Origin of the sequence: Nocardia sp. JW2, from assembly GCF_051843015.1 — a bacterium.
GTDB classification, from domain to species: Bacteria; Actinomycetota; Actinomycetes; order Mycobacteriales; family Mycobacteriaceae; genus Nocardia; species Nocardia coubleae.
Genome location: NZ_JBPXLK010000001.1, coordinates 514,865 through 541,006, shown reverse-complemented (window position 1 = coordinate 541,006; position 26,142 = coordinate 514,865). Strand labels below are relative to the sequence as shown.

The following is a 26,142-nucleotide window of genomic DNA, read 5'->3' as shown; positions in this document are numbered from 1 at the left end:
CCGATCCGCTGCCCATCGGCAGGACGCTCGTCTTCGTCGCAGGTGCAGTCATCCCCCGACGGCCGCACAACCGGGTCGGGCCGAAGGTGCGGGTGCACTCCCCGATACGCGCCCGGGTCCGTCGGTGCGGATCCTCGGGCGCCGGTCGACCGGGTGCACACGGCGGAGATAACTGCGCCGATCATCGACGGCCCTCCCCGGCGAGCAGGTCCGACAGTGCCACAACGAGTTCGGCGGGTGGGTACCAGTCGAAGACGCCGTGGCCGGGTGGGGTGTCGGCGCCGATCATGCCTCGGACGAACAGGTAGCGGGCGCCGCCGAGGTGGCGGGTCGGGTCGTAGTTCGGGAGGCGCCAGCGCAGATAGCGGTGCAGCGCGACGGCATACAGCAACGCCTGCAACGGGTAGTGGGAGCGGATCATTTCCGCGAGCATGTGTTCGCGACGGTAGTGCTCGACAGTGAGGTCGCCGGTGCCGAGCCGGTTGGTTTTGTAGTCGACGATCACGTACTGGAATTCACCGTCGCCGGGGACCCGCAGCACGGCGTCGATACTGCCGGTCAAATAACCGCGCAGCACCGTCTCGGGCAAGGCTGCGAGGTGATCGGCATAGCCTGCCAGGTCGTCGTCCGGCGGAAGGTGGGTGCGCAGCAGGGCGGCGATATCGCGCAGGGTGGCGGCCCGGCCGCGCGGGTCGTCACCGCCGCCGAGCGGTAGTTCGAATTCGAGCTCGTTGAGCCGGTCCCCGGTCGGGATCCGGGCCAGCGAGCCGAAATCGGTCGGCGTGCGCAGGACTTGGAACAACGCCTCCGACAGCAGTTCGACATCGAGTTCGGCCATGGTGTGCTCGACCGCTTCGGCACACCGCATGCGCACCTCGGCGGCGAGGTCGGTGACGGAGGTGTCGACCGTTTCGAGCACGCCGTGCACGAGGGTGCCGAATTCGGCACCGTAGGGCAGGGCGTTCATCAGCGAGGGCGCCGCCGCGACCACCGTCGGCACGTCGAGCGGCGGGGTGTCCGGTTCGTCGTCGGGACCGGGCCCGTCCTCGGGTTCGCTGTCGTTGACCGAGGCCAGATCGTGCGCGCCCGCGGTGAGGGCCGAGTAGGAGGTGCGTCGCCACAGCTGGTCGAGGGGCCGGTCGAATTCGGCGGCTGCCAACTCACCGGTGGGTAGTTCGGTGCGTACCCGTCGCGGGGCCACGTTCTCGGGGCGGTCGACCGCCGTCACCGAGATCACGTCGGCGGCCGGGGCTGCCCATTCCGAAAGGCGTTGCAGGGCAGCCGCGTCGGCGGGGATCTCGGCACGTCGGGGTACCTGCGACGCGCCGGGACGGCGGCCGAGGATCATCCGGTGCAGCGGCGCGGCACCCGTGGTGACGGCGGGCGCCCACCAGGTGACCACCTGGCACATCGCCCTGGTCGCCGCCACGTACAGCAGCCGCAGCTCCTCGCCGGATTCCTCGGCCTCACAGCGCAATTGGCGTTCGCCGTAACCGGGGGCGTCCTTGCCGCCGATGTCGAGCACCCGGGTGCCGTTGTCGTCGTGGAACAGCAAGGTCGCCGGGTAGGGGTTCTTGGCACTGTCCCACGCGAAAGGCAGGTACACGATGGGGAATTCGAGTCCCTTGCTGGCGTGCACCGTGGCGATCTGCACGGCGGCGGCGTCGCGGTCGAGGCGGCGGCTGCGCCCGCTCACCGAACCCGCCTCCGGGTCGCGGACCCGGTCGGCCAGCCAGCGGGTGAGGGCGGTCAGACCGAGCCCTTCGGTGTGGGCCACTTCGTCGAGGAGACCGGCCAGGTGGCGCAGGTCGGTGAGTTCGCGCTCGCCGTTGTCGACGGCGAGCAGTCGGGGCGCGAGTTCGGTTTCGGTCGCCAGTTTGTCGAAGACGGCGGCGAATCCGGCGCGGGCGAAGAGCCGGGCCGCCTCACGCAGCTGTGTGGAGATCCGGCCGACGAGATCGGCCCCACCGGCATCGATCTCGGCGAGCGTGACGCCGAGGATCGGTGTGCAGGCCGCCAACCGCACCCGGTCACCGCGATGGGGTTGCTCGAGTGCGCGCAGCACCCACAACCAGTCGGTGGCGGCAGGGGTCGCGAAAACACTTGTGCCACCGGCGAGTACCGAGGCCACACCGACCCGGTCCAGCGCGGTGCGCACCACGTCGATCTGGGTGCGGGTGCGCACCAGGACCGCGATGTCGCCGGGCCCGATCGGTCTGCGCACCCGGCCGTCGCCGACCTCGGTGAGCGAATAATCCGCGCCGCGTTCGGGTTTGGCCTCGATGCTTGTGCCGGATTCGAGCAGCGTGACGATGTCGGCGGCGAGATCCTCGGCTACCTTCGCGCGCTGCCTGCCGACCGACGGGAATCCCGACTTGTTCCGCGGCCCAGCACCGGTGCGCGGCAGTACCCGCAGCCGCAACGGGGTGACGACTTCCGGGTCACCGTGCAGCCGGGTGTCGGCGCGGGTCGCGGCGACCGGGTACACGCTGATCTCCGGATGACCGAGTTCCGCGCCGCCACAGAGGTGATCGATCGCGCGCAGCAGTCCGGCGTCGCTGCGCCAGTTGCGGGTGAGTTCGCTGCGCTGGCGGGCGTGCGCCACCGCGTCGAGGTAGCTGAGCACCTCCGCGCCGCGGAAGGCGTAGATGGCCTGTTTCGGGTCGCCGACCAGCACCATGGTGGCGTGTTCGTGGAAGGCTCGGCGCAGGATGTCCCACTGCAGCGGGTCGGTGTCCTGGAATTCGTCGACGAGCGCGACCCGGTAGCGCTCGCGGATGCGGGCACAGGCCGCGGGACCGTGCACCGGGTCGGCGAGCACGTCGTGCAGCAGCACGAGCAGATCGTCGAAGTCACGCAGTCCCGCACGGCGTTTGCGGCGGTCGGTTTCGGCGCGCACCGCGGTCGCGAACGCCACCCGTTCGCCCGCGGCGCCCTCGGTGCGTGGCGCGAGTTCGGCGTGCCGGTCGTGGACGGCGGCCAGCGCGAGGATGTGCGCGTCGCGCAGGGTGAAGGGGGCGCGGTCGCGGGCGTAGCGGGCCAGGTACAGGTCGTCGGTGACGGTGGCGACGAGGTCGTCGACCGATTCGACCAGCCGCGCGCCGGGGTCGTGTTCGCCCGCCAGGCCGAGTTCGTCGAGCATGCGCTGACAGAACGAGTGGGTGGTGGCGATGGTGCCCGCGTCGAAATCGGCGAGAGCGGAGAGCAGCCGACGGCGGCGCAGCCGCACCGTCGCCGGATCGGCGGCGGCGAGGGCGCGCACGAGTTCGTCAGGATGCGCCTGTGCGGCAGCGGGTTCGGCCAGTGCGGTGGCCACGGTGACGAACCGGTCCCTGGTGCGTTCGCGCAGTTCCTGGGTGGCGGCGCGACTGAACGTCACCAGCAGCAGTTCGGTGATCGAGATCCCCTGCTCGGCCACGTACCGCACCGCCAGCCCGACGATCGCATGGGTTTTGCCGGTGCCCGCGCTCGCCTCGAGCACGGTGGTGCCCTGCGGCAACGGACCAGCCGCATCGAATGCCTCGGTCGGCGGGGCCGACATCATCCCGGTCACCGCTTCGGCCCCTCGTACCAACCGGCTCGTGCCCAGCCCGCCTCGGTCGCCCACAGCGCCCCCACGGGCAGCGATGTCTTCATGGTTGCCCCTGACTTTCGGCGGCGAGCAACGGGCCCCACCAGCGGCGGGCGATGGCACCGAAGCGGGTGCTCTCCGGCTCGCCGGGGCGGGCGGGTTCCGCGATCAGCTGCTCGAAACGTGGTGCACGGCCCCAGATGTAGCGCAGGTAGCGGTCGGTGTGGTCACCGAATTTGTCCGGGCCGTTGGGGCCGCCGTCGAAGGCGTGTTCGGCGGCGAACAGGGCGTCGGCCACGCTGTCGCCACGGAAGCGACGCTCGGCGTAGGCGGCGGTAGCGGTGGGTGCGACGGGCAGCGGTTCGCACAGGCCCTCGTCACGCAGACGGACCAGATCGCGCAGGATCGACAGTGCCGCAGGTGGTTCGGGTGCGGTGATGATCGACCGGGCGACCGGGCGGCTGCGGAACTGGCCGCGGCCGGTACTGATCGCCCGCCACGACCGGTCCTCGGTAGCGGCCAGCGCGAGCAGCGAAACCCACGCTGCCAGACGATGTTTGGGGGCCAGGCGGGAATACGTGGTGCGGACGAGGGTTTCGCCACGAACTTCGGGGACGGTACCGGCGAGGGTTCGGCCGTTGCCCAGGTCGACGGCGATGTCCACCGCTCGCGGGCTCGCCTCGTAGTCCGGCAGCGCGGTGCGCACGATGGTGTCGACCGTGCCCTCCACCTCGTCGAGCACGCGGGTGCCGAAACCGAAGGGCGGCAACGTCCCCCGTCGCCATTCGGCCGCGCGCAGGCCCGCCGGGTCGGCGCCGGTGAGGCGGGCGGTGAGCATCCGCTCCCCCAGGTCCCATTTGGCCAGGCCGTCGAGTTCGATGGGCAATTGGTCGGCGATGTCCTCGGATTCCTCGGGGACCCGCAACCCGAGCCGCTGCCACAGGAACGCGCGCACCGGGTGTTCGGCGAACGCGATCAGTTCGGCCAGTGCCACGTCCGCGGGCGGGGCGGGCGGGAGTGGTTCGGCGAGCAGCGGTGGGCGCGGGCGGGACGGACGCGCGGCAGCCCGGGCGCCCGCGAGGGCGACGGTGTCGAAGCTGCGTGGGCGCTCCGGTGCGAAATTGCGCCGGTCGAAGGCCTGGAGCGGATGCCGGATGTGCACGTCGGACATCGCGGCCGAGCCCACGTGGGTGGCGAGCACGTCGAGCAGTTCGGCCACCGGGACAGCGGGCGGGCGGGGTGCGCCGGTGACCGGGTCGGCGCCGGTGTGCAGCACCAGCAGCTGTTCGGTGGCGGCCATGATCGCGTCGAGCAGCAGTTGCCGGTCCTCGCTGCGGGCGTCGCGTTCACCGATCAGCGGGTCGCGGGCCAGCAGGTCGTCGCCGTCGGCGCTGCCGGTACGCGGGAAGATGTCGTCGTCGAGGCCGAGCAGCACCACCACCCGGTGCGGTACCGATCGCATGGGGACCAGCGAGCACACCGTGAGCTCACCGGTGCGGAAGTTGGCGCGCCCGGGTGCGCCCGCGAGCCGGGAGGTCAGCAGCACCGCGACATCGGCCAGCCGCAGCGGCGCGTCACCCGCGTGCTCGGTGGCGGCGACGATCTCGCGGCGCGCTTCGGCCCGGATCCAGGCGTAGGAGTCCGGCACATCGGTGAGCAGCTCGAGCGCGCGCAGCAGCACCGCCGTCCACTGCGCGGCGGGCCGGGGACCGCGCAGGTCGCGCAGGCAGACCGCGACCCGGTCGACGAACTCGGCGAAGCGCCCCGCGAGGTCGACGTCGTTGGAGTCGACATCGTCGAGGGGCAGGGCAAGGTCGAGCCAGTCGTCACCGGACTCGTCGGCGGTGACGCCGAGCAGGATGCGGTCCACGGCGGCGTTGAGGGTGTTCTGGGCGAAATCGGCCAGGCCGAACGCCTCCCGCTGGCGCTGCCCGATACCCCAGCGCGCACCGGACTCGGCGGCCCAGCCACGCAGCCGTTCGATGTCGTCGTCGTCGAAACCGCAACGGCGGCGCACGCTTTCGGCGGCGGCCAGGTCGAGGACCTGCGTCACGGTGACGCGCCCGTCGGCCAGTTCGAGCAGATCGATCACCACCGCCAACATCGGGTTGGTCACCGCCCGGCCCCGGTCCGCCAACCGCACCCGCAACTGATGGGCCGGATGCTCACCAGCGACCGGCTGATCCCCGGTGCCCGACCCGCGCTGCCCGAAGGCCGCCCGCACCAGCGGGGCATAGGCCTCCACGTCGGGGCACATGATGAGCACATCGCGCGGTTCCAGCGTCGGATCGGCGGTGAACGTGCGCAGCAACAGATCCCGCAGCACCTCCACCTGCCGGGCCGCACCGTGACAGGCGTGCACCTCGATACTGCCGTCCGGCACCACCCCCGCCTCCGGGGCACGGTCGTCGCGGATCGCGCACTGCACCCGGCCGAGCAGCGTCGTCGAATCGAGTCGCGCCGGGAGATGACTATCGCTGTCCAGCAACGGTTTCAGACGCTGCTCCAGCTCCCGGACGTCACGGCCGAGACCGGCGAGCAAGGGGTGCGAAACGTGATCCGCGGTCCGATCGGCAGACCGAGGCGACGATGCGTCGCCGGTGCCACCGTGCCCGGCAGCATCGGCGAGTGCCATCCACAGCACCGGACTCGGATGTGCCAGCCACAGGTGCACATCGCGATGGGCGGCGAGGGCGGTGAAGACGGCGAGCTGGTCGGCGGGCAACCGGGTGAGGCCGAACAGCGACAGGCGCTCGGGCAGGTCGACGGACGCGGGGTCGGTGCGCAGCCGGGCGCAGGCGTCGGCGAGGCGTTCGGCGGGGCTCGGGGAGCCGATGGCCGTGCGCAGCGCGCGCCACAGCTTCGGCTGCCACGCCAGGTCGTCGGGCACCGGGCCGCCCGCACCGTCGCCGTCGACGCCAGCGACCCAGTCGAGCAGCACGCGCGGGCGCTGGGCGGCGTAGGAGTCGAACAGGGCGGCCAGGTGGGCGGCGGTCGAATAGCGCCTGCCGAGCCGGTGATCGCCGCCGGGCAACCCGAGATGGCGGGCCAGCACCGCCGCCCACGGTTCGGCGGCCACCTCGTCGATCACCCGCAGCACCGACCACACCACCCGCTGCCCGGACCACGGGTCGTCCTCGGCGGTGATCCCGTTCGCGGCGGCCAGCACGTCGGCGACCAGCGCGGCAGGTGACGGGAAGGAGATATTGGCGGCTACCCCGTCGCCTGCGCCACCCACACCGAGCACACCGGACAACCGTTGCGCCAGCCAGCGCTCGACACCTTTCGCGGGAACGGCGACCACCTCGGTGGCGAAAGGATCACCGGGCGCAACCGCGAGCACCTGCCCGAGACCGTCGGCCAGCGCGTCGGCGCGTTCGGCGCGATGGAGGTGCAACGGCATCCGTCGTTTATACGCCCAGCGACCGACCCGCAATCATGCGACCCCGCCCGCACCCCCGGCAAGAGCTAGTGAAATAGACCACACTGCAACGCGTTACCGGCCACGCCTGCGCCGGGACGAAACCGGGGCGTGGGACTCTGCTGGCTCGGGTGGGACGGTTCGGCCGCAGTACGAAAGGCGGGTTCGGTTCATGATCGCGCAGGTGATTGCCCTGGTTCCCGACGGCGGATTCGTCGTCCGCCGCGCAGGCGCCCGCTGGGAACTCATCAATTCCCGGCGATACGGCCCCGACCAGGTGCTGCACACCTGGCCCCTCGATCGCCACTGCGAGGCGTTCGAGCACTGCCACCGGCTCAACGGCTGCCCCATCGCCACCCCGCACGCCGCGCATCACTGATCGCAATCCCGCTGTGCCACAAGGCCGATTTGTGACGATTCGGCAGCGAAGGGTGCGCCCGGGCCGCCGATGTGCCAGTGTGGTGCCTCGTGCGTGACCGTTCCCCCGCCACCCGCGTCGTTTCCCGGGTCGCAGCAACAGCTTGTCTCCTCGCCGTCGCGGCCGCCCTCACCCCGGGCGTCCCCGTACTCACCGCCACCGCGCAGGCCGCGCCGGTCCTCACCCAGGCGTGCCTGTCCGGGTTCGACTGCGACATGAGTTCGCGGATCGCGCGCGTGAACAGCTACCTGGCCGGCCGTCCCGGCGTCGTCGGCTACGTGCTGCGCGACCGCGTCACCGGCGGCATCTACGCCAACGAACACGCCGAGAACCAGGTGTGGACCGCCTCGACGATCAAGCTGGCCATCGCCGCCGACCTGCTCAACCGGGCCCGCGTCGGCGCCATCGCGCTGTCGCCGGAGGACCGGGGCAATATCGAGGCGATGCTCGCCACGTCCAACGACCAGGCGACGGATGTGCTGTGGCACAAGTACATCGGCTTCGACCGGATGGCCTACAACAACGCCTTCCGCGCGTACGGCATGGTCAGCCTGATCCCGCAGCCGACCAACACCGCGCTGTTCCCGGACTGGTCGTTCCAGAAGTGCACCGCCGCCGACCTGGACCGGCTGATGAACACCATCCTCGACACCATGCACCCCGACGATCTGGCCTACCTGCTCGACCGGATGCGCTCGGTCGACTCCAACCAGCACTGGGGTGTGTGGGGCGCCGGTGCGGCGATGCGTCCCGGCCTGAAGAACGGCTGGTCGGCCGAGGCCGACGGCTGGGTGGTCAACTCGGTCGGCGTCGCGGGTGAGGGCGAGCGCTATACCCTGGCCATCATGAACGCGCTCGGCGCCGACGGCGGCTACACCGAGGGCGCCGAGACCGACACCAAGGTCGCCCAGCTGCTCCTTGCGGGTCGCTGAGGCGGCACGTCCCGTAAGGTCGGTTCTGTAATCACCCCAGTCAGCCGAGGAGTCAGGACGATGAGCACTCAGTCTGTCGGGAACCAGCGGCACCGCGTGGTGGTGATCGGATCCGGGTTCGGCGGGTTGTTCGGCACCCGGCACCTGCGCAGGGCCGATGTCGATGTCACGCTGATCTCCAAGACCTCGACCCACCTGTTCCAGCCGCTGCTGTACCAGGTGGCGACGGGCATCCTGTCCACGGGCGAGATCGCCCCGGCCACCCGGCTCGTGCTGCGCAAACAGAAGAACGCGCAGGTGCTGATGGGCGACGTGATCGACGTCGACCTGAAGAACCAGACGGTCACCTCGCGCCTGCTCAACCGCGACACGGTGACCCCCTACGACAGCCTCATCGTCGCCACCGGCGCGCAGCAGTCCTACTTCGGTAACGACCACTTCGCCACCTACGCGCCCGGCATGAAGACCATCGACGACGCCCTGGAATTGCGTGCCCGCATCCTCGGCGCCTTCGAGCAGGCCGAGCTGGCCGAAACCCAGGAGGAACGCGACCGGCTGCTGACCTTCATCGTCGTCGGCGCGGGCCCCACGGGTGTCGAGCTGGCCGGGCAGATCGCCGAACTCGCCGACCGCACCCTCGACGGCACCTTCCGCACCATCGACCCGCGCGACGCGCGCGTCATCCTGCTCGAGGGCGCGGGCGCGGTGCTCGGCCCGATGGGTCCGAAGCTGGGTGCCAAGGCCGCCAAGCGGCTCGAGAAGATGGGCGTGGAGATCCAGCTCAACGCCATGGTGACCGATGTCGACGCGCACGGCGTTGTCGTCAAGGACAAGGACGGCAGCACCCGCCGCATCGAGGCGATGTGCAAGGTGTGGTCGGCGGGCGTGCAGGCCAGCCCGCTGGGCAAGATGATCGCCGAGCGTTCCGACGGCACCGAGGTGGACCGGGCCGGTCGCGTCATCGTCGAGCCCGACCTGACGGTCAAGGGTCATCCGAACGTCTTCGTGGTCGGCGACCTGATGTCGGTGCCGGGTGTGCCGGGTCAGGCCCAGGGCGCGATCCAGGGTTCCACCTATGCGGCCAAGGCCATCAAGGCCGGGCTGAAGGGGCAGACCCCGGCCGAACGCAAACCGTTCAAGTACTTCAACAAGGGCTCGATGGCGACCATCTCGCGTTTCGACGCGGTCTGCCAGATCGGCAAGCTCGAGTTCAGCGGGTTCCTCGCCTGGCTCGCGTGGCTGGCCCTGCACCTGTACTACCTGGTCGGCTACCGCAGCCGGATCGTCACCGTGATCGGCTGGTTCGTGTCCTTCCTCGGCCGCAACCGCGGTCAGATGGCGGCGACCGAGCAGTGGGTGTTCGCGCGCCTGGCGATCGAGGAGGTCAACTCCGACGTCTCCGAGGCCGACGAACTCGCCGCCCACCTCGGCGCCCCGCCGTCGGGGCGCAAACAGATCGACGAGCGCAAGTCCGGGTAGTACACCTGCCCGAAAAGCCGGATGGTTCACTCGGACCATCCGGCTTTTGTCGTCTCCGGTTACCTTCCGGCACACCGATATTGCGGGCTGCCGACGTTTCGGACCCATCCGCCCACGGCACCGGTCCGAATGTCGGAGGTCATATGTGTGACCAAATCCCCCGGATGAAAGGTGATCTATGGCGACGGGGAAACACAGGGCGCCGAGCCCACAGCGACAGAAGGTCGGTTCGGTCGTCGCGGCGGGAGCGGTACCCCTGGTCATGGCCCTGATCGGCACGGGCACCGCGAATGCCGATCCCGCGCAAGCGGCGGTGACGCAGCCCGAACAGCAGCCGATCGCACCGGAGTACGACGCGGTCGCGCCCAATGCCGCCCCATACGTGACCGCGCCGAAACCCGCGAACACGCGCAGCTCGCTGCCGTGGGCACGCACGGGCCCGGAGACCGATTACCTGTCTCCGGTGGGCCCGCTGCATCTGCCGACCGCGGTGGCGCCGGTTCCGCCGATCCTGCCGCCGCCGGGCCAGTTCCGCTTCGGTGACCAGCAGGTTCCGGTGCCCGACTTCGTTCCGGTCGAGACGTCGATCCAGATCAACGACGCCTCGGCCAACACCGAGGCGAATCTGGCGACTTTCCTCGACTCGGTCGGGCTCGAGCGCAGCCGCTCGGACCGGATCGCCGAGTCGACCATCGGTACGGCGGCACGGGGCGCGGCGGTCGGTTCCACCGTGGCGATCCCGGCCGCGATGATGGCGAGCACGGTGGGTGCCGTGGCCGGGTTGGTCGCGGGCGTGGTGTTCCTGCCGGTGGGTTTGGTCGCGGGCCCGATCCTTGGCGGGATGGCCGGGTACATGGCCGTGTCGGTGCCCGCCACGATCGTCGGGGCCGGAGTCGGCGCCGCGGTGGGTGCCGCCAACGGGTTCCTCGCGCCGCCGCGCGGCATGACACCCGACACGGTCGACGCGCAAGGCGCCGACGCCACGGAGGAAGCGGAGCTGTCCATCGCTTGATCGTCGGACGCACCGGGTGGTGGGAGTCGGGAAGGCCCGGCTCCTACCACCTTTCGGCTATCCGACAGCTACCGGAGCGCGCAGGCGCGCGCCCGTACTCGTCGCGAGCGAGCCACCAGCGGCCAAGGGCAGCCGGACGGTGTCGAGTCCGTCGGACCAGGCGGGACGTTCGTCCGGGTAGATCAGTTCGCTGTCGAGTGCTCGCGGTCCGCGCAGCCGATCGTCGGTCGACGCGCCTGCCCCGAGTTCGAGCCGGTGGCGCACCAGCGGCACCTCCCCGACATCGGCGATCAGGTCACCACGCCAGCCGCCACCGTCCTCGCCGCTGCGACCCAGCTGCACCCGTTCCCGCAATCGCACGCGCGCCCCGGCGCCGAGCGCGACCGTGGTGACCGCGTGATGATGTGCCCCGCCCGCCACGATCGTCGGCTCCGGATCGAAATCCAGTTCCGCCTCCGCTCCGACCTCGAAGTGCCAGCGCGCCGACGACCGTGGGTTCGCGACGCTTGGCAGGGCGATCGTCGCCGCGACCGAGCGGACCACCAGCCGCGCGCCGGGCAGCACGACCACCCGGATGTCGAGTTCGTCCCCGCCGAGCGGGGTGGCGGCGGTGCCGATCAGGTGCACGGTGTCGGCGCCGGTGTGGCGCCCGGCCAGGCCGCCGATCGCCTCGATCCGCGGCAGGCGGCCCGGTGCGGCGACGATGCTCAGTTCAGTGCGCAACGCCCGCGGCCGCGTCCTGCTCGGCGACCACGCGCAACTGTTCACGCACCCAGGCGAGCACGGGGGTGGCGGCGGGGTCCTCGGTGAGCGAGATCAGGGCGGTCGGCCTGCCCTCGCGCACCTTGGCGGCGTCACGCTCCATCACGCCGAGGTCGGCGCCGACCAGCGGGGCGAGGTCGGTCTTGTTCACCACGAGCAGGTCGGAGAAGGTGACACCGGGGCCACCCTTGCGCGGCACCTTGTCGCCGCCAGCCACGTCGATCACGAAGATCTGCACGTCGATCAGGCCGGAAGAGAAGGTGGCGGTGAGGTTGTCGCCACCGGACTCGACGAGGATCAGGTCCAGCGGCGGGTTGGCCGCGACCAGGTCGTCGATGGCGTCGAGGTTGGCGGTGATGTCGTCGCGGATGGCGGTGTGCGGGCAGCCGCCGGTCTGCACGGCGGTGATCCGCTCGTCGGGCAGCACCGCGTGGCGACGCAGGAAGTCGGCGTCCTCGGTGGTGTAGATGTCGTTGGTCAGCACCGCGAGCGAGAGCTCGTCGCGCAGCTGCCTGCACAGCGCCGCGACCAGCGCGGTCTTGCCCGAGCCGACCGGGCCGCCGATGCCGACGCGCAGCGCCTCACCGGGAACCCGATCGCGCTTGGGCCGGTCGTGGCTGTGATCGTGCGGTTCACCATCGATCAGGTGCGGCGGCATGGGAACTCCTTCATCTCGGGATCAGGACGCGAACAGTGGCATGTCGCGGTGGAGGTGACGTTCGGCCAGCGCGTCCTGCAACGGGTCCGACAGTGCGGCCAACCCCGTGGCGGCCTCGGCGGCGACCCGGTCGCACAGGGGTGCCAGGCGCAGTGTGCTCGCCGCGATGGCGGCGGGGTCGAGGGCGAGGAGGCGCTGGGCGGCGGTCGCGGCACCGGTGAGGGTGGTGTAGACGACGACGCCCGCCAGTTCCTGGGGGTCGGCACCGCAGGCCAGCCCGACCATGCCGAACACTGTCGACAGGTGCGGGCGGGGGCCGACCGCCGCCCAATTCGAATAGGCGCTCTCGCCGGGCCGCCCCCCGAAGCTGTCTCCGCTCCCCAGCGTGCCGGTATCGAGCAGATCGGTCGGATCGCTGTGGTGCGCCGACCGCGAGTCGTCGCCGACCATCGCCGTGCGGCCGGACGAGCGTGCTTCGACCGGATTCGGCCAGAGCTGTTTGGCGAGTCTGAGAAGGCCGCGCCCCTGGGCGCGAGACGCGGCGCGCGCGGCGGGAGATGGCGTGCGAGCATCGGTTTCGAGGTCGGCACGGTCGGGGGCGAGCGTGCCCGCGCACACCGCGGCGGCCAGTGACGCCGTCACCAGTCCGGTGGTGGCGATGCGCCGGCGCAGGTAGAGCTCGACACTCGCGGCGTCGCGCAACAGCCCCGAGGCCACAGCCTCTTCCACACCACCGGAATGCACGTGACCGCCGATGGGCAGGCGCGAATCGGCGAGGGCGAGCAATGTCGCCAGGCCCGTCGCACCCTCGTTTCGCATCCGACGATCCTATGCAAAGCCGTCTCCAGGACGCGCGGCGAGCCGACTCCGACCGAGCGCCGGGTGGTAATCCTCACAGCGAGCGCGGTGGATTCCGGTGGCAGCGCTCCCATGGTGCGCCGCCACCGCACGCGTCAGCCAGACGATCGCGCCGACCGCCAGGCGAGCGCGGCCATCGCCAGCAGCAGCAACGCGCCGCACGTGGTGGCGACATGCATGCCGCTGACGAACGATTCGCGAGCGGCGTGGGCCAGGCCCGCATTGCCATCGGAGTGCGCGAGGGTCTCCCCCAGCGTTTCGTCGAAGTCGCCACCGGAGCGGAACACCAGCGCCGCCAGCGAACCGAGCAGCGCGAGCCCGAGCGCGTTGCCGAGTTCGAAGCTGGTCTCCGAGATTCCGACCGCCGAACCCGCACGCTCGGCAGGCACCGCCGACACCGCCACATCCGACACCAGGGTGAAGGAGATGCCGTATCCGACACCGGCGATCACCGAACCGGCCACATACCAGGCCAACCCGCCGTCGACACCGACGCCGAGCAGCATCAGATTGCCCACCGCCGACGCGACGAGCGCCAGGGTGAACGCGGCCCGCACCCCGATCCGCAACCCGAGATTCGCCCCGCTCATCGAGCAGACGAACACGGCCACCGCCATCGGAATGCCGAGCAGCGCGGCCTGCAACGGGTCACGCCCGGTGACCGACTGCAGATACACGCTGGTCAGGTAGCTCATCGCGGCCAGCGACATCATGCCCGCCATGCTGGCGCCGATGGCGACCCGGAACAGCGGCCGGGTGAACAGCGACAGATCGAGCAGCGGTTCGCTGAGATGACGTTGCCTGTGCACGAACAGCACGAGCATCACCGCACCGATGGCCGCGATCACCAGCGAGACGAGATCGAACCCGTCGGCGGCGATGTGCTTGATGCCGTAGACCACCGGCAGGATGCCGCCGATCGACAGCGCCACGCTCGGCAGATCGATCGGGCCGAGGGTCGTGGAGCGGTGCTCGGGCAGCAGGAACGGCCCGAACAGCAGCAGGATCGCGAGCACCGGGATATTGATGAGGAACACCGAACCCCACCAGAAGTGGTGCAGCAGCAGACCGCCGATGATCGGGCCGACGGCCGAACCGCCCGCGAAGAACGCCGTCCAGATGCCGATGGCGGTGGCGCGCCTACGGGCGTCGGGGAAGAGCGTGGAGATCAGCGCCAGGCTCGACGGCAGCAGGGTCGCACCGCCGATACCCATCAGCACGCGCGCGGCGATGAGGATCGGGGCGCTCGGCGCGAACGCCGCGAGCACCGATGCCACACCGAACACGGCCGCGCCGGCGAGCAGGATATTGCGCCTGCCGATCCGGTCACCGAGATTGCCCATCGTGATGAGCAGGCCGGCCAGCATGAACCCGTAGATGTCGAGAATCCACAGCTGCTGGGAGGCGGTGGGGTCGAGGTCGCTCGTCAGGGTCGGCATGGCGAGGAACAGCACCGAGATGTCCATCGACACCAGCAGCACCGGCAGCAGCAGCACGCCCAATCCGAGCCATGCGCGGCGTCCACCGGCGACTGCGGTGGGCACCGCCGGTTCCAGCTTCGTCATTCCGAGTTCCTTCCCAGGGTATGCGTACGGCGTACGCGAGGCACCGGTACAGTGTACGCATTAAGACCGGATGACGAAAGTGAGTCATGGGATGACTGAGGCCAAGCTCACCAGGGCGGCGATCGTCGACGCCGCGATCGCACTCGCCGACGCCGACGGCCTCGACGCGGTGTCGATGCGGCGCATCGCCGATCGGCTCACGGTGGGGACCATGTCGCTGTATCGGCACGTGGACAGCAAGGACGAACTGATCGCGGCCATGACCGACGAGATCGCCGCCCGGCACCCCTATCCCGACCCCACCGGGCAGAACTGGACCTGGCGCGATCGGGTGCGCATCGCCGCGGAGATCGATTGGCAGCTCTACCAGCAGCATCCGTGGGTGCTGCTGACCTTCGCGGTCCCCCGCTACAGCTTCGGCCCCCAGGGGCTGGCGAGCCTGGCGTGGCTGGTGGCGGGCCTGCGCGAGCTGGAGGTGTCGGCGCGCGAGGCCACGACCATGGCGTTCACGGTGTGGAACTACATCTCGGGCGCGAGCCTGCCCGTGGTCGGTGGCGCCCTGCTCGCCGACAAGCGCACCGCGACCGACGACCCCAACGGTCTGCGCGATCTGCTGGAAGGCACACCACAGTTCCCGGTGCCGCCCGCCTTGGCGGACCTGGAGGGCGCGGGCGTGAGCGAGCTGACCTCGCAGGATCTGCTCTACCTCGGCCTCGACGCACTCTGCGACGGTTTCGCCGCGCGCGCCGACCGGTCCGGCTAGGTCATCGAACAGCCTGCGCCGCAGCCGCTTTCGGTTTACTCCAGGCGGGCACTGTCAGATAGGTGGCGGCGCGCAACACCCATTCCACCGGACCGTAGGGATGGTGACGCAACCACCAGGCACTGAGCGCGAGCTGGGCGGCGAAGGTGACCAGCGCGACGAGCACGACCACCGGCGGCGCGACGGTATCGGCGAGGGCGAAACCGTATCCGGTGTAGACCACCATCAGCACCACCGACTGACCGATGTAGTTGGTGGCCGCCATCCGCCCGGCGGGCCCGAGCGCGGCGAGATACCGGCCGGTGCGCGGCGAGCCCGCCAGCCGCAGGACCAGCGCGACATAGGCGAAGGTCATGGCGGGCGCGATGAGGTACTGGAGTCCGTGGACCAGGACCGGCGGATGCCACCAGTCCATCAGCTGGGCGAAGGTCATGGCCGAGATCGGGAGCCCGAGCCCGAAGCCGATCCACAGCACCCGGGGCGACCAGCGCGCGATGGTCGCGGCGTCCTCGAACAGATTGCGTTTACCCGCCACCATGCCGAGCAGGAACATCGCCAGGCTCGGCACACCCTGGGCTATCCAGATGAGGATCGCGAACACCGGGGCGACGGAGGTTTGGGCGGCGAAGGTGTCGGCGAAGCTGCCGGTGTAGTCCGCCGACATCTTCGGCAGGTCGAAGAACAGGCCGAGGCCGAGCGTGCCCGTGTCGCTTCCGGGTAGGAAGGCGAAGACCGACCACAGCGAATACAGCACGATCGCGGTGATGACGGCGGTGCGGGCGGAGAGTTTGCGCAGGGCGATCAGCAGCAGGCACAGCGCCGCGTACAGGGTGAGGATGTCGCCGACCCACAGGAAGTACACGTGCAGCAGGCCGATTCCCATCAGTGCCGCACACCGCCGCAGCAGCCGCCGCACCGGTGGTGCCCCGGCCCGCTGGGCCGCCGCGATCTGCAGGGTGAACGAGTATCCGAACAGGAACGCGAACAGCAGGTAGAAACGCCCGGTGAACAGCGCGTCGACGCCCGCGCGGACCAGCTGATCGGCGGTGCCGTCGAACAGTGAACGCGGGTCCTCGCGGGTGCCGACGGCCGACCACAGCGTGGTCGCGATGATCACATTGGTGATCAGAATGCCGAACAGGGCGAATCCGCGCAGGATGTCGACCTCGCCGATGCGGCGGCCGGAAGATGCCGCGGGGGAAGGGGTTCCGGCTGTCATGGACCGAGAGTAGGCCGGAGTGTCTCGCCGGTCGTCCCCCGAAAGACCGATTCGGTGGGGCTACCGCGGGGGGCATCGGTCACCCTTGCGGCGTATTGACACGGGCCAATTGTGCGCGGACGCGATGGCGAGAATGTCTCATCCGGGCTGATCGAGGCGTCCTGAGCTGAGGTGGTCCGAGGTGGGCTGCCGTCGGCCTCTGCGCCGAGTGCGCGAGACGCGCGACCGGGCCGTGCGGAGCCGGGGGAAGTGCGGCGCGGTGGAAGAATGGGCGCATCGTGCACGACTCGCAACCAGCTTCGGAGGCGGACATGCAGGCAGTGGTGATCGAACGATTCGGGGAGCCGAAGGACGTACTCGCGGCACAGACCGTGCCCGTGCCCGAACCGGGACCAGGTGAGGTGCGGCTGTCGATGACGCTCTCACCCATCCACAACCACGACCTCGCCATCGTGCGCGGGGTATACGGCTACAAACCACCGCTGCCCGCGATTCCGGGCACCGAGGCCGTCGGCGTCGTCGACGCGGTGGGCCCGGGTGCCGATCGGGTGCAGGTCGGGCAGCGGGTCGCGGTGGCCGGGGCGCGGGCCGCGTGGGCCGATTACTTCGTCGCGCGCGCCGACCAGGTGGTTCCCATGCCGCCGACGGTGCCCGACGAGACCGCCTGTCAGTTGCTGGCCATGCCGTTGAGCGCGCTGATGCTGCTCGACGACCTCGCCGTGCAGCCGGGTCAGTGGATCGTGGTGAACGCCGCCAACGGCGCCGTCGGCCGGCAGGTCAACCTGTTCGCGAAGCAGCGCGGAGTGCGGGTGCTGAGCCTGGTGCGCGGACCCGGTTCGGTGCGGGCACTCGAGGACCTCGGCTACGGCCCGGTCCTCGACACCGAGAGCGACGGGTGGACCGACCGGGTGACCGAGGTGACCGGCGGCGAACCGATCGTGCGGGCCGTCGACCAGGTCAGCGGTCCGGCCGCGGCCACGTTGATGTCGCTGCTCGCCCCGCGCGGTGAGCTCATCTCCTTCGGCGCGCTGTCGGGCAAGCCGATGGTCATCGACACCGGTGCGTTGATCTTCAAACAGGCTGTGGTGAAGGGTTTCTGGGGTCAGCAGCGCAGCGCCGAGATCGACCGCGCCGATTACGTGCGGCTCATCACCGAACTGGTCGGACTCGCCGCCGACGGCACGCTGCGCCTGGAACTCGACGGTGAGTTCCCTCTCGACAAGGCCGCAGACGCGGCCGTCGCCTCGGAAACGCCGGGACGCAACGGCAAGATCGCGGTACACGGCTCGGCTCGCTGACACGGATCGGCGAAACCGCGTTCCCCAGGCGCGGTTTTCGCCCATCCGAACATCACCTGCCACAAGGGAATTCGGTCATTCCGGTGCTCACTTTCGGCGCGTCGCCGCGGCCGCCCCGGTACCGTGACGAAATGGCCGACACCACTACCGCCGCCGCCCCTGTCGAGACCATCGGCGCCGACTTCTTCGACGACCCGCACGCCCACTACCGCCGCTGGCGCACCACCGGACCGGTGCACCGGGTGCTGTTCCCCGACAATGTGATCCGCTGGATCGTCATCGGTTATCCCGAGGCGCGCGCCGCCCTGGCTGATCCCCGCCTCCGCAAGGACACGGTACGTGCCGACGAGATCCTGCGCGCCAAACGTGACAGCACCCCCACCGACGCCAACACCATGGTGCTGCTGCAACACATGCTCAGCACCGACCCGCCCGAGCACACCCGGTTGCGCAAACTGGTGAACAAGGCGTTCACCACCCGGCAGGTGGCGGCTCTGCGTCCCCGCATCGAGGAGATCACCGAGAATCTCCTGGAAGCGATGGCCGGACACGACGAGGTCGACCTCATGCAGGCCTTCGCCAATCCCCTTCCGGTGACGGTGATCTGCGAACTGCTCGGTGTTCCCTTCGACGACCGGGACGACTTCCAGGCGTGGACCCGGTCGCTGGTCGGCGTGGTCGGCGAGGAGGAGGGGCGGCCCGCCGCCGCGGCCGCGATGGCGGCTTACCTGTCGAGTCTGGTGCGCGCCAAGCAGTCCCGGCCCGCCGAGGATCTGCTGTCACAGCTGGTGCTCGCCGACGAGGACGGCGACCGGCTCACCGACCGCGAACTGGTGTCGATGGCGTTCCTGCTGTTGGTCGCCGGCCACGAGACCACCGTGAACCTGATCGGCAACGGCGTGCACGCCCTGCTGCGCGAGCCCACCCAGTGGGCGGCACTGTGCGCCGACCCGGCGGGTGTGCCCGAGGCCATCGAGGAGTTCCTGCGTTTCGACGGGCCGGTCGACATGGCGACGCTGCGGTTCACCGCCGAGCCCGTCACCCTCGGCGGAGTCGAGATTCCGGCGGGTGAGATCGTGAACGTCGCCCTGGCGGCCGCCAACCGCGACCCCGCCCGGTTCGCCGACCCCGATTCGCTCACCGTCGACGGGCCTACCTCGAGCCATCTCGCCTTCGGACACGGCATCCACTTCTGCGTCGGCGCACCGCTCGCCCGTCTCGAAGCCGAGATAGCCTTCACCGCCTTGCTCCGGCGCTTTCCCGACCTGCGCCTGGCAGACCCCGCCGCCACCATGCACTGGCAGACGAGCACGCTCATCCGCGGCCTCCTCGACCTCCCCGTCCGGCTGCGCTGAGTCCTTCTCGCTGCGCGAGTCCCTCGTCGCTGCGCTGAGCCCTCGTAGCTGCGCCGAAGCCTCAACCATGTCCCCGGCGTAGCATCGGGCCCAGACGTCATCCGGGAGACGGGGCCGATCATGCCGAAGAAATTCGCCGCCACGGCGCTGATCCTCTGCGCCGCGGCAGCACCGCTGTTCGCTGCACCGGCCGCCTCGGCCGAGATCACCGGGCCGAACCGCCCGACGATCGAGACAGGGTCGGGCGAGCTGGCCGACGCGACGGCCGGGCTCGTCCTGTGCCTCATCCAGCTGCCGCCCTCGGCGTCCGGCGACTCCGGGCAGGGCTGCCCGACCTGACCTACTGCCGGTAGGTGGCCAGGAACCGGCCGATGCGTTCGATAATGGCCTCGAGTTCGTCGGCGTGCGGCAGGGTGACGATGCGGAAATGGTCGGGACGCGGCCAGTTGAAGCCGGTGCCCTGCACGATGTGCAGCTTCTCCTGCAGCAGCAGGTCGAGGACGAACTTCTCGTCGTCGTGGATGGGGTACATGTCCAGGTCGATGCGCGGGAAGGCGTAGAGCGCGCCTTTGGGTTTCACGCACGAGACACCCGGGATGGAGTTGAGCGCTTCCCACGCCCGGTCGCGCTGTTCGCGCAGCCGGCCACCGGGCAGAACCAGATCGTTGATGCTCTGATACCCGCCGAGCGCGGCCTGGATCGCTTGCTGCGCAGGGACATTCGCGCACAAGCGCAGACCGGCCAGCATCGTCAGACCCTCGAGGTAGCTCGCCGCGTGCTGAACGGGGCCCGACACCACGAGCCAGCCGGAACGCAGACCGGCGGCGCGGTAGTTCTTCGACAGGCCGGAGAAGGTCAGGCACAGCAGATCGGGGGCGAGCGAGGCGACCGCAGTGTGCTCGAGGTCGTCGTAGTAGATCTTGTCGTAGATCTCGTCGGCGAACACGACGAGGTTGTGCCTGCGGGCGATCTCGAGGATCTCGCGCAACACCTCCGGCGGGTACACCGCCCCGGTCGGATTGTTGGGGTTGATGAGGACGATGGCGCGGGTGCGGTCGGTGATCTTGGCGGTGATGTCGGCCAGGTCGGGATACCAGTCGGCGCCCTCGTCGCACAGATAGTGCACCGGGGTGCCGCCGTTGAGCGCGGTCGCGGCCGTCCACAGCGGGAAGTCGGGGGCGGGCACGAGGACCTCGTCGCCGTTCTCGAGCAGCGCCGTCATCGCCATCATGATCAGTTCGGAGACACCGTTGCCGAGGAACACCTGTTCCACGTCGACATCGGGCACGCCGAGCGTCTGGTAGTACTGCACCACCGCGCGCCGGGCCGAGAGCAGCCCCTTCGACGAGGTGTAGCCGGTGGAGGCGGGCAGGGTTCGCACCATGTCCTGCAAGAGGTCCGGCGGCGCGTCGAACCCGAAGATCAGCGGATTGCCGGTGTTGAGCTTCACGACGTGATGCCCCTCGGCCTCGAGCCGGGCGGCTTCCTCGGCCACCGGACCGCGAATCTCGTACGACACTCCCGACAGCTTGCTCGACTGCTTGAACTGCATGGACTTCCCTCCGCGATGTGGTTGCCGCACACACTACTTGGTTTTTCCAAGATCTCACTTGGATTTTCCAAGTATCAGGTTAGAGTGGGAGCCGTGTCACGCCGAAGCTACGACCACTACTGCGCCGTGAGCCGCGCGCTCGACCTCGTCGGGGACCGGTGGAGCCTGCTCGTTGTCCGCGAATTGTGTTCCGGCCCACGCCGTTACAGCGATCTGTTCGCCGACCTGCCCGGGATCAGCACCGATATGCTCGCGACCCGGCTCAAAGGGCTGGAACGCGACGGGGTGCTCACCCACCACCGCAACGGGATGCGCTCGAGCTATGAGCTCACCGAGCTGGGCCGGGGGTTGCGGCCGGTGCTCGACGCACTGGCCGGGTGGGGTGCGCCGCTACTCGGCGAGCGCAACCCCACCGACGCGGTGCGCGCGCATTGGCTGGCGCTGCCGCTGGGTCGTGCGCTCGCCGAGGTGGTGGGCGAGGGCACGGTCACCGTGCATATCGGCGACACCGTGCTGCACTACGTGCGCACCGCCGAGGGCATCACCCACCACGACGGACCCGCGCCCGCGTCGGACCACGAACTGCGGCTCGACCTGGCCGAAGCCATCGACATCGCGACCGGTGCGCAGCCGCTGACGTCCGGGGCGCTGTCCCCCGCGCGCTGACCTGCGCGACCGTCGCGGTATCAGCGGACAGTTGCCTCCGGATCGGCGCCGTCTCGAGGCGGTACCGCTAGGCCTCCGGGCCGTTGACCACCGCGTAGGCGAAACCGTCCCATCCTTTGGCGCCGACGGTCTGGATCACCGTGGCATCGAGGCTGGGTTCGGCAGCGAGCAGGTCGATCAGGTCGCGGCTGGCGCGCACGTTCGGGTCGTCGGAGTGTTCGTCGGCGACGGCGCCGCCGCGCACCACATTGTCGACGATGATCACCGAGCCGGGTCGGGTCAGCCGCAGCGCCCACTGCACGTAGTTCGAGTTGTTCACCTTGTCGGCGTCGATGAACACCAGGTCGAACGGTTCACCGCTGTCCTCGGCGACCCCGGGCAGGGTGTCCAGCGCCGCGCCGACCCGGATGTCGACCCGGTCCCCCACCCCGGCGCGGTCCAGGTTCTCGCGCGCCACCTTGGCGTGGCGCGGCTCGAATTCCAGGGTCACCACGGTGCCGCCCTCGCCGACGGCCCGCGCGAGCCATTCGGTGCTGTACCCACCGAGGGTGCCGATCTCGAGCACCCGGCGTGCCCGCGCGGTCCGGGCCACCAGGTTCAGCAGCTTCCCCTGCGGCGGCGACACATCGATCGCGGGCAGGCCCGCGCTCGCGTTCGCCTCGAGTGCGGGCACCCCTTCCTCCCCGACGAGGGTGCTGACGAGATAACTGTCGACATCGGCCCACTCAGTGCTTGTCATATGCGCAGTCTGCCACCAACTCCCGTCGCACATCGGCAGCTATTTCGCCGATTCCACCCCGGCGACGCCGCGCACCAACTGCACCGCGCTCTGCGCCATGGTCTTCGTCGACACCAGTGCCTGGGCGAGTTCGATCAGCATCTGGGACACCGACATGGTGGCCAGCGAGATGTCGGCCAGTGCGCGGGCGATGAGCGCCGGAGTCGCGGTGCCCGCCGAAGCGATGAGGATCGCGGTCGCCTCGAGCAGCATGCCCGCCAGGCTGCTGAGGATCTCCACGACAATGCTTCGCACCGTTTCGACAATCGACTTCATCGCCTTGTTGCAGTCGGCGAGAATCTGGGACACCGCGGCCTTCTCGGCGATCGTGCTTGCCATCTCGGTCGCCTTGGCGCGGTAGGCCTCGGCGGCGCAACCGGTCCACTCCCCGATGCCGGTGTCGACGGCGGCGGCCAGCTGCCCGGCTGTGGTGGTGAGGTGGTCGGCGATCTTCTTCCACGAGTCCGAATACGCCTGGACCATATCGGGATTGCCGGTGATGGAGTCGAGCGATTTGCGCATCGGTTCCACGTGTTCGAGCATCCAGCTCATCAGTTGCGAACCGAGGAAATTGAACGGGTCGAACTTCGCCAGGGCGGACGTGCCCTTGACGGCCTTGCCGATGGTCTGTGCGGCGGAGGACCAGTCACCGGCGGTCGACCCGGCCTTGGTGATGGCGTCGATCTTGTCGGTGGTGGACCCGCCGTTGGCGAACGCGTTGTAGAGACCGTATCCGGCCTCGAAGCTGTCGCCCTGCAGGGTGCCCTTCAGGATGCCCGGGTTGGCCTCCGGCCCGCCGCTCTTGTCCTCGATCCCCGGCACACCCATGTTGGTGAACAGGAAATTGGTTTCCTGGTAGTAGGTATCGCGGTAGTTGGTTCCGTCGGCCAGCAGGTCGTTGTCGGGTGCTGGCGCGTCGTCGAAGGTGTCGACGGTGCCCGGCAGCACCGAGTTCTCGTTGAGGAAGGTGCCGAGGGCGGTCGGTTGGTCGGCCATGCTCAGACGGTCCCCTCGATCTCGGCGGTGGTGGCTTTCAGCTGTCCGGCCCGGGTGGTGTCACACGTTTCGAAGGTGTCGGCGGCGGTGCGCAACTTGCCCGGCATCGCCGCCACCAGGGCATCGAGTTCGGTGAGCCCGTCGACGATCTCGTCGTGCAGCGTGTTGAGGGTGGTCACCGCGTACGGCTTCACCAGCAGGCCGTAGCCGTCGTCGGCGTGGGCCAGGTAGCTCGCCGCCTCCAGGGCGGAGGCCACCCCGCTCGCGACGCCGTCCACCGATCCGGCGTGCGTTCTGATCGCATTCGGGTCGACATTCACCACACCGGTCACGCTGACTCCCTCCTGAAGGCGAACCCGATCGAGTCCGCGCACCTTGTCTCGAACTGTTTGGACGCGGCACCACCCCGTTCGGTTCCCCGAATATTCGCCGCAGCCGAGATCGCGCTACTGCAGCCAGGATTTGCGCTGGTAGAAGAGATCTTCCTCGTCGGGTTCCACGGGCGCGACGACTCGGTCGCGGTCCGGTTTGCGGGCGGCGGGCACCTCGGGTTCGACGGGCGGCCACGCGGCGACCGGCGGCGGAGGCGGCGTGGTGGCGACGGGCGCCTGCTCGGAATCGAGCGGATCGGGGAACCGTTCGGTGTACTGGCCGACGATCGCGGCCCCGACCTCGTCGGCGCCCACCACGTCGTGCACCAGCCCGGAGACGCGGTCACGCAGCCGGGCCTGGGCGCGCCGTGTGCAGGCCATCAGTTCGGCGGCGACGGCCGAGGGGTCCATGCCACGCACGCCGGCCGTCAGGGTGACCGCAGTGGTGCACCCGTTCGCATCGACGGTCACGGCGATGCGCCCGTCGGCCGAGGTGTCGGTGACACTCACTTCGGCCATCTTGGTGTGCAGTTCCTGATACCGCTGCGACTTGCGCTCGAGATCCTGCGCCCAGCGCGCCAGATCGTCGGCGGCATCGGTCAGATCGTCCACGACAACGGCCCCCTCCCGCCGGTTCGCCCGGCACGTGACGCGAGGCGACCGATACCCGCCCCGCTCGGATCGCGCCGAGACTACCCCAGGCCGCCGACAGCCGGCGGCGGGCCCTCAGAACAGGAAATAGCGCTGGGCCATGGGGAGTTCGGTGGCGGGGGCCTCGGTCCAGACCTCGCCGTCGACGCGGACGGTGAAGGTGTCGGGGTCGACTTCGATGCGTGGCATGGCGTCGTTGTGGGGCATGTCGGTCTTGGTGACGCGGCGGACGTTCTTGACGGGCACCAGTTTTCGGCGGACGTCGAGGCGGTCGGCGAGACGGTCGTCGATGGCCTGCTCGGAGACGAAGTGCAGGGAGGTGGCGGCCGCGGCGGGGGCGGCGGCACCGAACATCGGGCGCGGCAGGACCGGTTGGGGGGTGGGGATGGAGGCGTTGGCGTCACCCATCGCGGCCCAGGCGATCATGCCGCCCTTGAGGACCGCGTGCGGTCGGACGCCGAAGAACGCCGGTTCCCACAGCACCAGATCGGCCAGTTTGCCGACTTCCACCGAACCGATCTCGTCGTCGAGTCCGTGCGAAACAGCCGGGCAGATGGTGTATTTCGCGATGTAGCGCTGGACGCGGGCATTGTCGGCGGCGCCGTCGCCCGGCAGCGCACCGCGACGGCCTTTCATCACGTGCGCCGTCTGCCAGGTGCGCAGCACCACCTCACCGATGCGGCCCATGGCCTGGGAATCCGAGCCGATCATGGAGATGGCACCCAGGTCGTGCAGCAGGTCTTCGGCGGCGATCGTCGAAGGCCGGATGCGGGATTCGGCGAAAGCCAGGTCCTCGGGGATCGACGGGCTCAGGTGGTGGCACACCATCAGCATGTCGAGGTGTTCGTCGAGGGTGTTGACGGTGTGCGGGCGGGTGGGGTTGGTCGAACTGGGCAGCACGTTGAGATGCGAAGCGACCGTGATGATGTCGGGTGCGTGACCGCCGCCCGCACCTTCGGTGTGATAGGCGTGGATGCCACGGCCTGCGATGGCGGCGAGGGTGTCCTCGACGAAGCCGGCCTCGTTCAGGGTGTCGGAGTGCAGCGCCACCTGCACGCCCGCCGCGTCGGCGACGGTGAGGCAGGCGTCGATGGCGGCCGGGGTGGAACCCCAGTCCTCGTGCAGCTTGAAACCCGATGCGCCGCCACGCAATTGCTCCCACATGGACTCCTGGCTCACCGTGTTGCCCTTGCCGAGCAGCACGATGTTCATCGGCCAGTGGTCGAGCGATTCCAGCATCCGGGCCAGGTGCCAGGAACCGGGTGTGACGGTGGTGGCCTTGGAACCCTCGGCCGGGCCGGTGCCGCCGCCGATGAGGGTGGTGATGCCGCCGCCGAGGGCCTCCTCCATCAGCTGCGGGCAGATGAAGTGCACGTGGCAGTCGATGGCGCCCGCGGTGAGGATGCGACCGTTGCCCGCGATGATCTCCGTCGCCGGGCCGACGACGAGGTCGGGGTGCACGCCCGACATGGTGTCGGGGTTGCCCGCCTTGCCGATTCCGCAGATCCGGCCGTCGCGGATACCGACGTCGGCCTTGACGATGCCCCAGTGGTCGATGATCACCACCCCGGTGATGACGGTGTCGGGCGCGCCGTCGGCGCGGGTGGCGCGCGACTGCCCCATCGACTCGCGCAGCACCTTGCCGCCGCCGAAGACCGCTTCCTCGCCCGCCAGTCCCGGTCCGCCGCAACGGTCTTCGGTGATCTCGACGATCAGGTCGGTGTCGGCCAGGCGGATCCGGTCGCCGGTGGTCGGGCCGAACAGTTCGGCGTAGCGGGCGCGGCTGAGTTCGGTCATCGGCTCTCTCCCGGAAGCTG

General features: G+C 69.8%; 21 protein-coding genes and 1 pseudogene. 9 read left to right on the top strand and 13 right to left on the bottom strand.

Features of this window, described 5'->3' with window-relative positions; genetic code table 11:
• Positions 1–181: 181 nt before the first annotated feature.
• Both ACSVDM_RS02485 and recC read right to left on the bottom strand, forming a co-directional pair.
• Positions 182–3,544 (bottom strand): UvrD-helicase domain-containing protein, encoded by a 3,363-nt coding sequence (locus ACSVDM_RS02485; protein ID WP_439262673.1) that lies wholly within the window; start codon positions 3,542–3,544, stop codon positions 182–184.
• An 88-nt stretch (positions 3,545–3,632) separates the two neighbouring features.
• Positions 3,633–6,974, bottom strand: coding sequence for an exodeoxyribonuclease V subunit gamma (gene recC, locus ACSVDM_RS02480; RefSeq protein WP_439262415.1), 3,342 nt, complete (start codon positions 6,972–6,974; stop codon positions 3,633–3,635).
• A gap of 190 nt (positions 6,975–7,164) precedes the next feature.
• On the opposite strand from recC, the gene ACSVDM_RS02475 reads away from it, so the two are divergent.
• From ACSVDM_RS02475 to ACSVDM_RS02460, 4 genes are all read left to right on the top strand, one after another.
• A complete protein-coding gene (locus ACSVDM_RS02475) occupies positions 7,165–7,371 on the top strand; it encodes a hypothetical protein (protein ID WP_439262413.1) in 207 nt (68 codons plus the stop codon).
• Positions 7,372–7,448: 77 nt separating this feature from the next.
• Positions 7,449–8,342, top strand: coding sequence for a tat pathway signal sequence (locus tag ACSVDM_RS02470; RefSeq protein WP_439262671.1), 894 nt, complete (start codon positions 7,449–7,451; stop codon positions 8,340–8,342).
• Between the two features lie 60 nt (positions 8,343–8,402).
• A complete protein-coding gene (locus tag ACSVDM_RS02465) occupies positions 8,403–9,821 on the top strand; it encodes an NAD(P)/FAD-dependent oxidoreductase (protein WP_067491953.1) in 1,419 nt (472 codons plus the stop codon).
• Positions 9,822–9,999: 178 nt separating this feature from the next.
• The gene (locus ACSVDM_RS02460) at positions 10,000–10,833 is read left to right on the top strand and encodes a hypothetical protein (protein WP_439262411.1); all 834 of its coding nucleotides are present in this window, start codon (positions 10,000–10,002) and stop codon (positions 10,831–10,833) included.
• Positions 10,834–10,890: 57 nt separating this feature from the next.
• Here the strand turns inward: ACSVDM_RS02460 and ACSVDM_RS02455 are convergent, their stop codons facing one another.
• The 4 genes from ACSVDM_RS02455 to ACSVDM_RS02440 form a co-directional block, all read right to left on the bottom strand.
• Positions 10,891–11,556 carry an urease accessory protein UreD gene (locus tag ACSVDM_RS02455; protein ID WP_067491949.1) on the bottom strand — a complete coding sequence of 222 codons (666 nt, stop codon included), beginning with the start codon at positions 11,554–11,556 and terminating at the stop codon, positions 10,891–10,893.
• Positions 11,546–12,253, bottom strand: a complete 708-nt coding sequence (ureG, locus tag ACSVDM_RS02450) for an urease accessory protein UreG (protein WP_067635885.1) — start codon at positions 12,251–12,253, stop codon at positions 11,546–11,548. The genes ACSVDM_RS02455 and ureG overlap by 11 nt, the downstream gene beginning before the upstream one ends.
• 21 nt (positions 12,254–12,274) lie before the next feature.
• The gene (locus ACSVDM_RS02445) at positions 12,275–13,072 is read right to left on the bottom strand and encodes an urease accessory protein UreF (protein WP_439262408.1); all 798 of its coding nucleotides are present in this window, start codon (positions 13,070–13,072) and stop codon (positions 12,275–12,277) included.
• 134 nt (positions 13,073–13,206) lie between these two features.
• Positions 13,207–14,676: an MFS transporter gene (locus ACSVDM_RS02440; RefSeq protein WP_439262406.1), complete on the bottom strand. Its 1,470-nt coding sequence runs from the start codon at positions 14,674–14,676 to the stop codon at positions 13,207–13,209.
• Between the two features lie 91 nt (positions 14,677–14,767).
• On the opposite strand from ACSVDM_RS02440, the gene ACSVDM_RS02435 reads away from it, so the two are divergent.
• The gene (locus tag ACSVDM_RS02435) at positions 14,768–15,439 is read left to right on the top strand and encodes a TetR/AcrR family transcriptional regulator (RefSeq protein WP_439262404.1); all 672 of its coding nucleotides are present in this window, start codon (positions 14,768–14,770) and stop codon (positions 15,437–15,439) included.
• A gap of 1 nt (position 15,440) precedes the next feature.
• Here the strand turns inward: ACSVDM_RS02435 and ACSVDM_RS02430 are convergent, their stop codons facing one another.
• Positions 15,441–16,658, bottom strand: coding sequence for a DUF418 domain-containing protein (locus ACSVDM_RS02430; RefSeq protein WP_439262402.1), 1,218 nt, complete (start codon positions 16,656–16,658; stop codon positions 15,441–15,443).
• Positions 16,659–16,969: 311 nt separating this feature from the next.
• Between ACSVDM_RS02430 and ACSVDM_RS02425 the strand changes: the two genes are divergently transcribed.
• The 3 genes and pseudogenes from ACSVDM_RS02425 to ACSVDM_RS02415 all read left to right on the top strand — a co-directional run bounded on the left by ACSVDM_RS02425 (position 16,970) and on the right by ACSVDM_RS02415 (position 19,650).
• Positions 16,970–17,956 (top strand): zinc-binding dehydrogenase, encoded by a 987-nt coding sequence (locus ACSVDM_RS02425; RefSeq protein WP_439262400.1) that lies wholly within the window; start codon positions 16,970–16,972, stop codon positions 17,954–17,956.
• Positions 17,957–18,087: 131 nt separating this feature from the next.
• Positions 18,088–19,155, top strand: a pseudogene (locus tag ACSVDM_RS02420) (cytochrome P450 family protein); the annotation flags it as partial.
• Between the two features lie 276 nt (positions 19,156–19,431).
• On the top strand, positions 19,432–19,650 hold the full coding sequence (locus ACSVDM_RS02415; protein ID WP_439262398.1) for a hypothetical protein: 219 nt from the start codon (positions 19,432–19,434) through the stop codon (positions 19,648–19,650).
• Position 19,651: 1 nt separating this feature from the next.
• Here ACSVDM_RS02415 and ACSVDM_RS02410 read toward each other — a convergent pair whose 3' ends face one another.
• Positions 19,652–20,863: a pyridoxal phosphate-dependent aminotransferase gene (locus ACSVDM_RS02410; RefSeq protein ID WP_067491930.1), complete on the bottom strand. Its 1,212-nt coding sequence runs from the start codon at positions 20,861–20,863 to the stop codon at positions 19,652–19,654.
• Between the two features lie 93 nt (positions 20,864–20,956).
• Between ACSVDM_RS02410 and ACSVDM_RS02405 the strand changes: the two genes are divergently transcribed.
• Positions 20,957–21,529, top strand: a complete 573-nt coding sequence (locus tag ACSVDM_RS02405; protein ID WP_439262396.1) for a winged helix-turn-helix transcriptional regulator — start codon at positions 20,957–20,959, stop codon at positions 21,527–21,529.
• 67 nt (positions 21,530–21,596) lie between these two features.
• Here the strand turns inward: ACSVDM_RS02405 and ACSVDM_RS02400 are convergent, their stop codons facing one another.
• The 5 genes from ACSVDM_RS02400 to ACSVDM_RS02380 form a co-directional block, all read right to left on the bottom strand.
• On the bottom strand, positions 21,597–22,268 hold the full coding sequence (locus ACSVDM_RS02400; protein ID WP_439262394.1) for an O-methyltransferase: 672 nt from the start codon (positions 22,266–22,268) through the stop codon (positions 21,597–21,599).
• A 39-nt stretch (positions 22,269–22,307) separates the two neighbouring features.
• Complete coding sequence (locus tag ACSVDM_RS02395; protein WP_067635900.1) at positions 22,308–23,303, bottom strand: WXG100 family type VII secretion target; 996 nt, start codon at positions 23,301–23,303, stop codon at positions 22,308–22,310.
• Positions 23,304–23,305: 2 nt separating this feature from the next.
• The gene (locus ACSVDM_RS02390; protein WP_439262391.1) at positions 23,306–23,635 is read right to left on the bottom strand and encodes a type VII secretion target; all 330 of its coding nucleotides are present in this window, start codon (positions 23,633–23,635) and stop codon (positions 23,306–23,308) included.
• 114 nt (positions 23,636–23,749) lie between these two features.
• Positions 23,750–24,286 (bottom strand): YbaB/EbfC family nucleoid-associated protein, encoded by a 537-nt coding sequence (locus ACSVDM_RS02385; RefSeq protein ID WP_439262389.1) that lies wholly within the window; start codon positions 24,284–24,286, stop codon positions 23,750–23,752.
• Positions 24,287–24,400: 114 nt separating this feature from the next.
• Entirely contained in the window at positions 24,401–26,122 is a 1,722-nt protein-coding gene (locus ACSVDM_RS02380) for an urease subunit alpha (protein ID WP_439262387.1), read from the bottom strand.
• Between the last annotated feature and the right edge of the window lie 20 nt (positions 26,123–26,142).

Coding starts and splice junctions, on each gene's coding strand:
- ACSVDM_RS02485 (WP_439262673.1), bottom strand. CDS start 3,544: ATGATGTCGGCCCCGCCGACCGAGGCATTCGATGCGGCTGGTCCGTTG.
- recC (WP_439262415.1), bottom strand. CDS start 6,974: ATGCCGTTGCACCTCCATCGCGCCGAACGCGCCGACGCGCTGGCCGAC.
- ACSVDM_RS02475 (WP_439262413.1), top strand. CDS start 7,165: ATGATCGCGCAGGTGATTGCCCTGGTTCCCGACGGCGGATTCGTCGTC.
- ACSVDM_RS02465 (WP_067491953.1), top strand. CDS start 8,403: ATGAGCACTCAGTCTGTCGGGAACCAGCGGCACCGCGTGGTGGTGATC.
- ACSVDM_RS02460 (WP_439262411.1), top strand. CDS start 10,000: ATGGCGACGGGGAAACACAGGGCGCCGAGCCCACAGCGACAGAAGGTC.
- ureG (WP_067635885.1), bottom strand. CDS start 12,253: ATGCCGCCGCACCTGATCGATGGTGAACCGCACGATCACAGCCACGAC.
- ACSVDM_RS02445 (WP_439262408.1), bottom strand. CDS start 13,072: ATGCGAAACGAGGGTGCGACGGGCCTGGCGACATTGCTCGCCCTCGCC.
- ACSVDM_RS02440 (WP_439262406.1), bottom strand. CDS start 14,676: ATGACGAAGCTGGAACCGGCGGTGCCCACCGCAGTCGCCGGTGGACGC.
- ACSVDM_RS02435 (WP_439262404.1), top strand. CDS start 14,768: ATGACTGAGGCCAAGCTCACCAGGGCGGCGATCGTCGACGCCGCGATC.
- ACSVDM_RS02430 (WP_439262402.1), bottom strand. CDS start 16,658: ATGACAGCCGGAACCCCTTCCCCCGCGGCATCTTCCGGCCGCCGCATC.
- ACSVDM_RS02425 (WP_439262400.1), top strand. CDS start 16,970: ATGCAGGCAGTGGTGATCGAACGATTCGGGGAGCCGAAGGACGTACTC.
- ACSVDM_RS02415 (WP_439262398.1), top strand. CDS start 19,432: ATGCCGAAGAAATTCGCCGCCACGGCGCTGATCCTCTGCGCCGCGGCA.
- ACSVDM_RS02410 (WP_067491930.1), bottom strand. CDS start 20,863: ATGCAGTTCAAGCAGTCGAGCAAGCTGTCGGGAGTGTCGTACGAGATT.
- ACSVDM_RS02400 (WP_439262394.1), bottom strand. CDS start 22,268: ATGACAAGCACTGAGTGGGCCGATGTCGACAGTTATCTCGTCAGCACC.
- ACSVDM_RS02395 (WP_067635900.1), bottom strand. CDS start 23,303: ATGGCCGACCAACCGACCGCCCTCGGCACCTTCCTCAACGAGAACTCG.
- ACSVDM_RS02380 (WP_439262387.1), bottom strand. CDS start 26,122: ATGACCGAACTCAGCCGCGCCCGCTACGCCGAACTGTTCGGCCCGACC.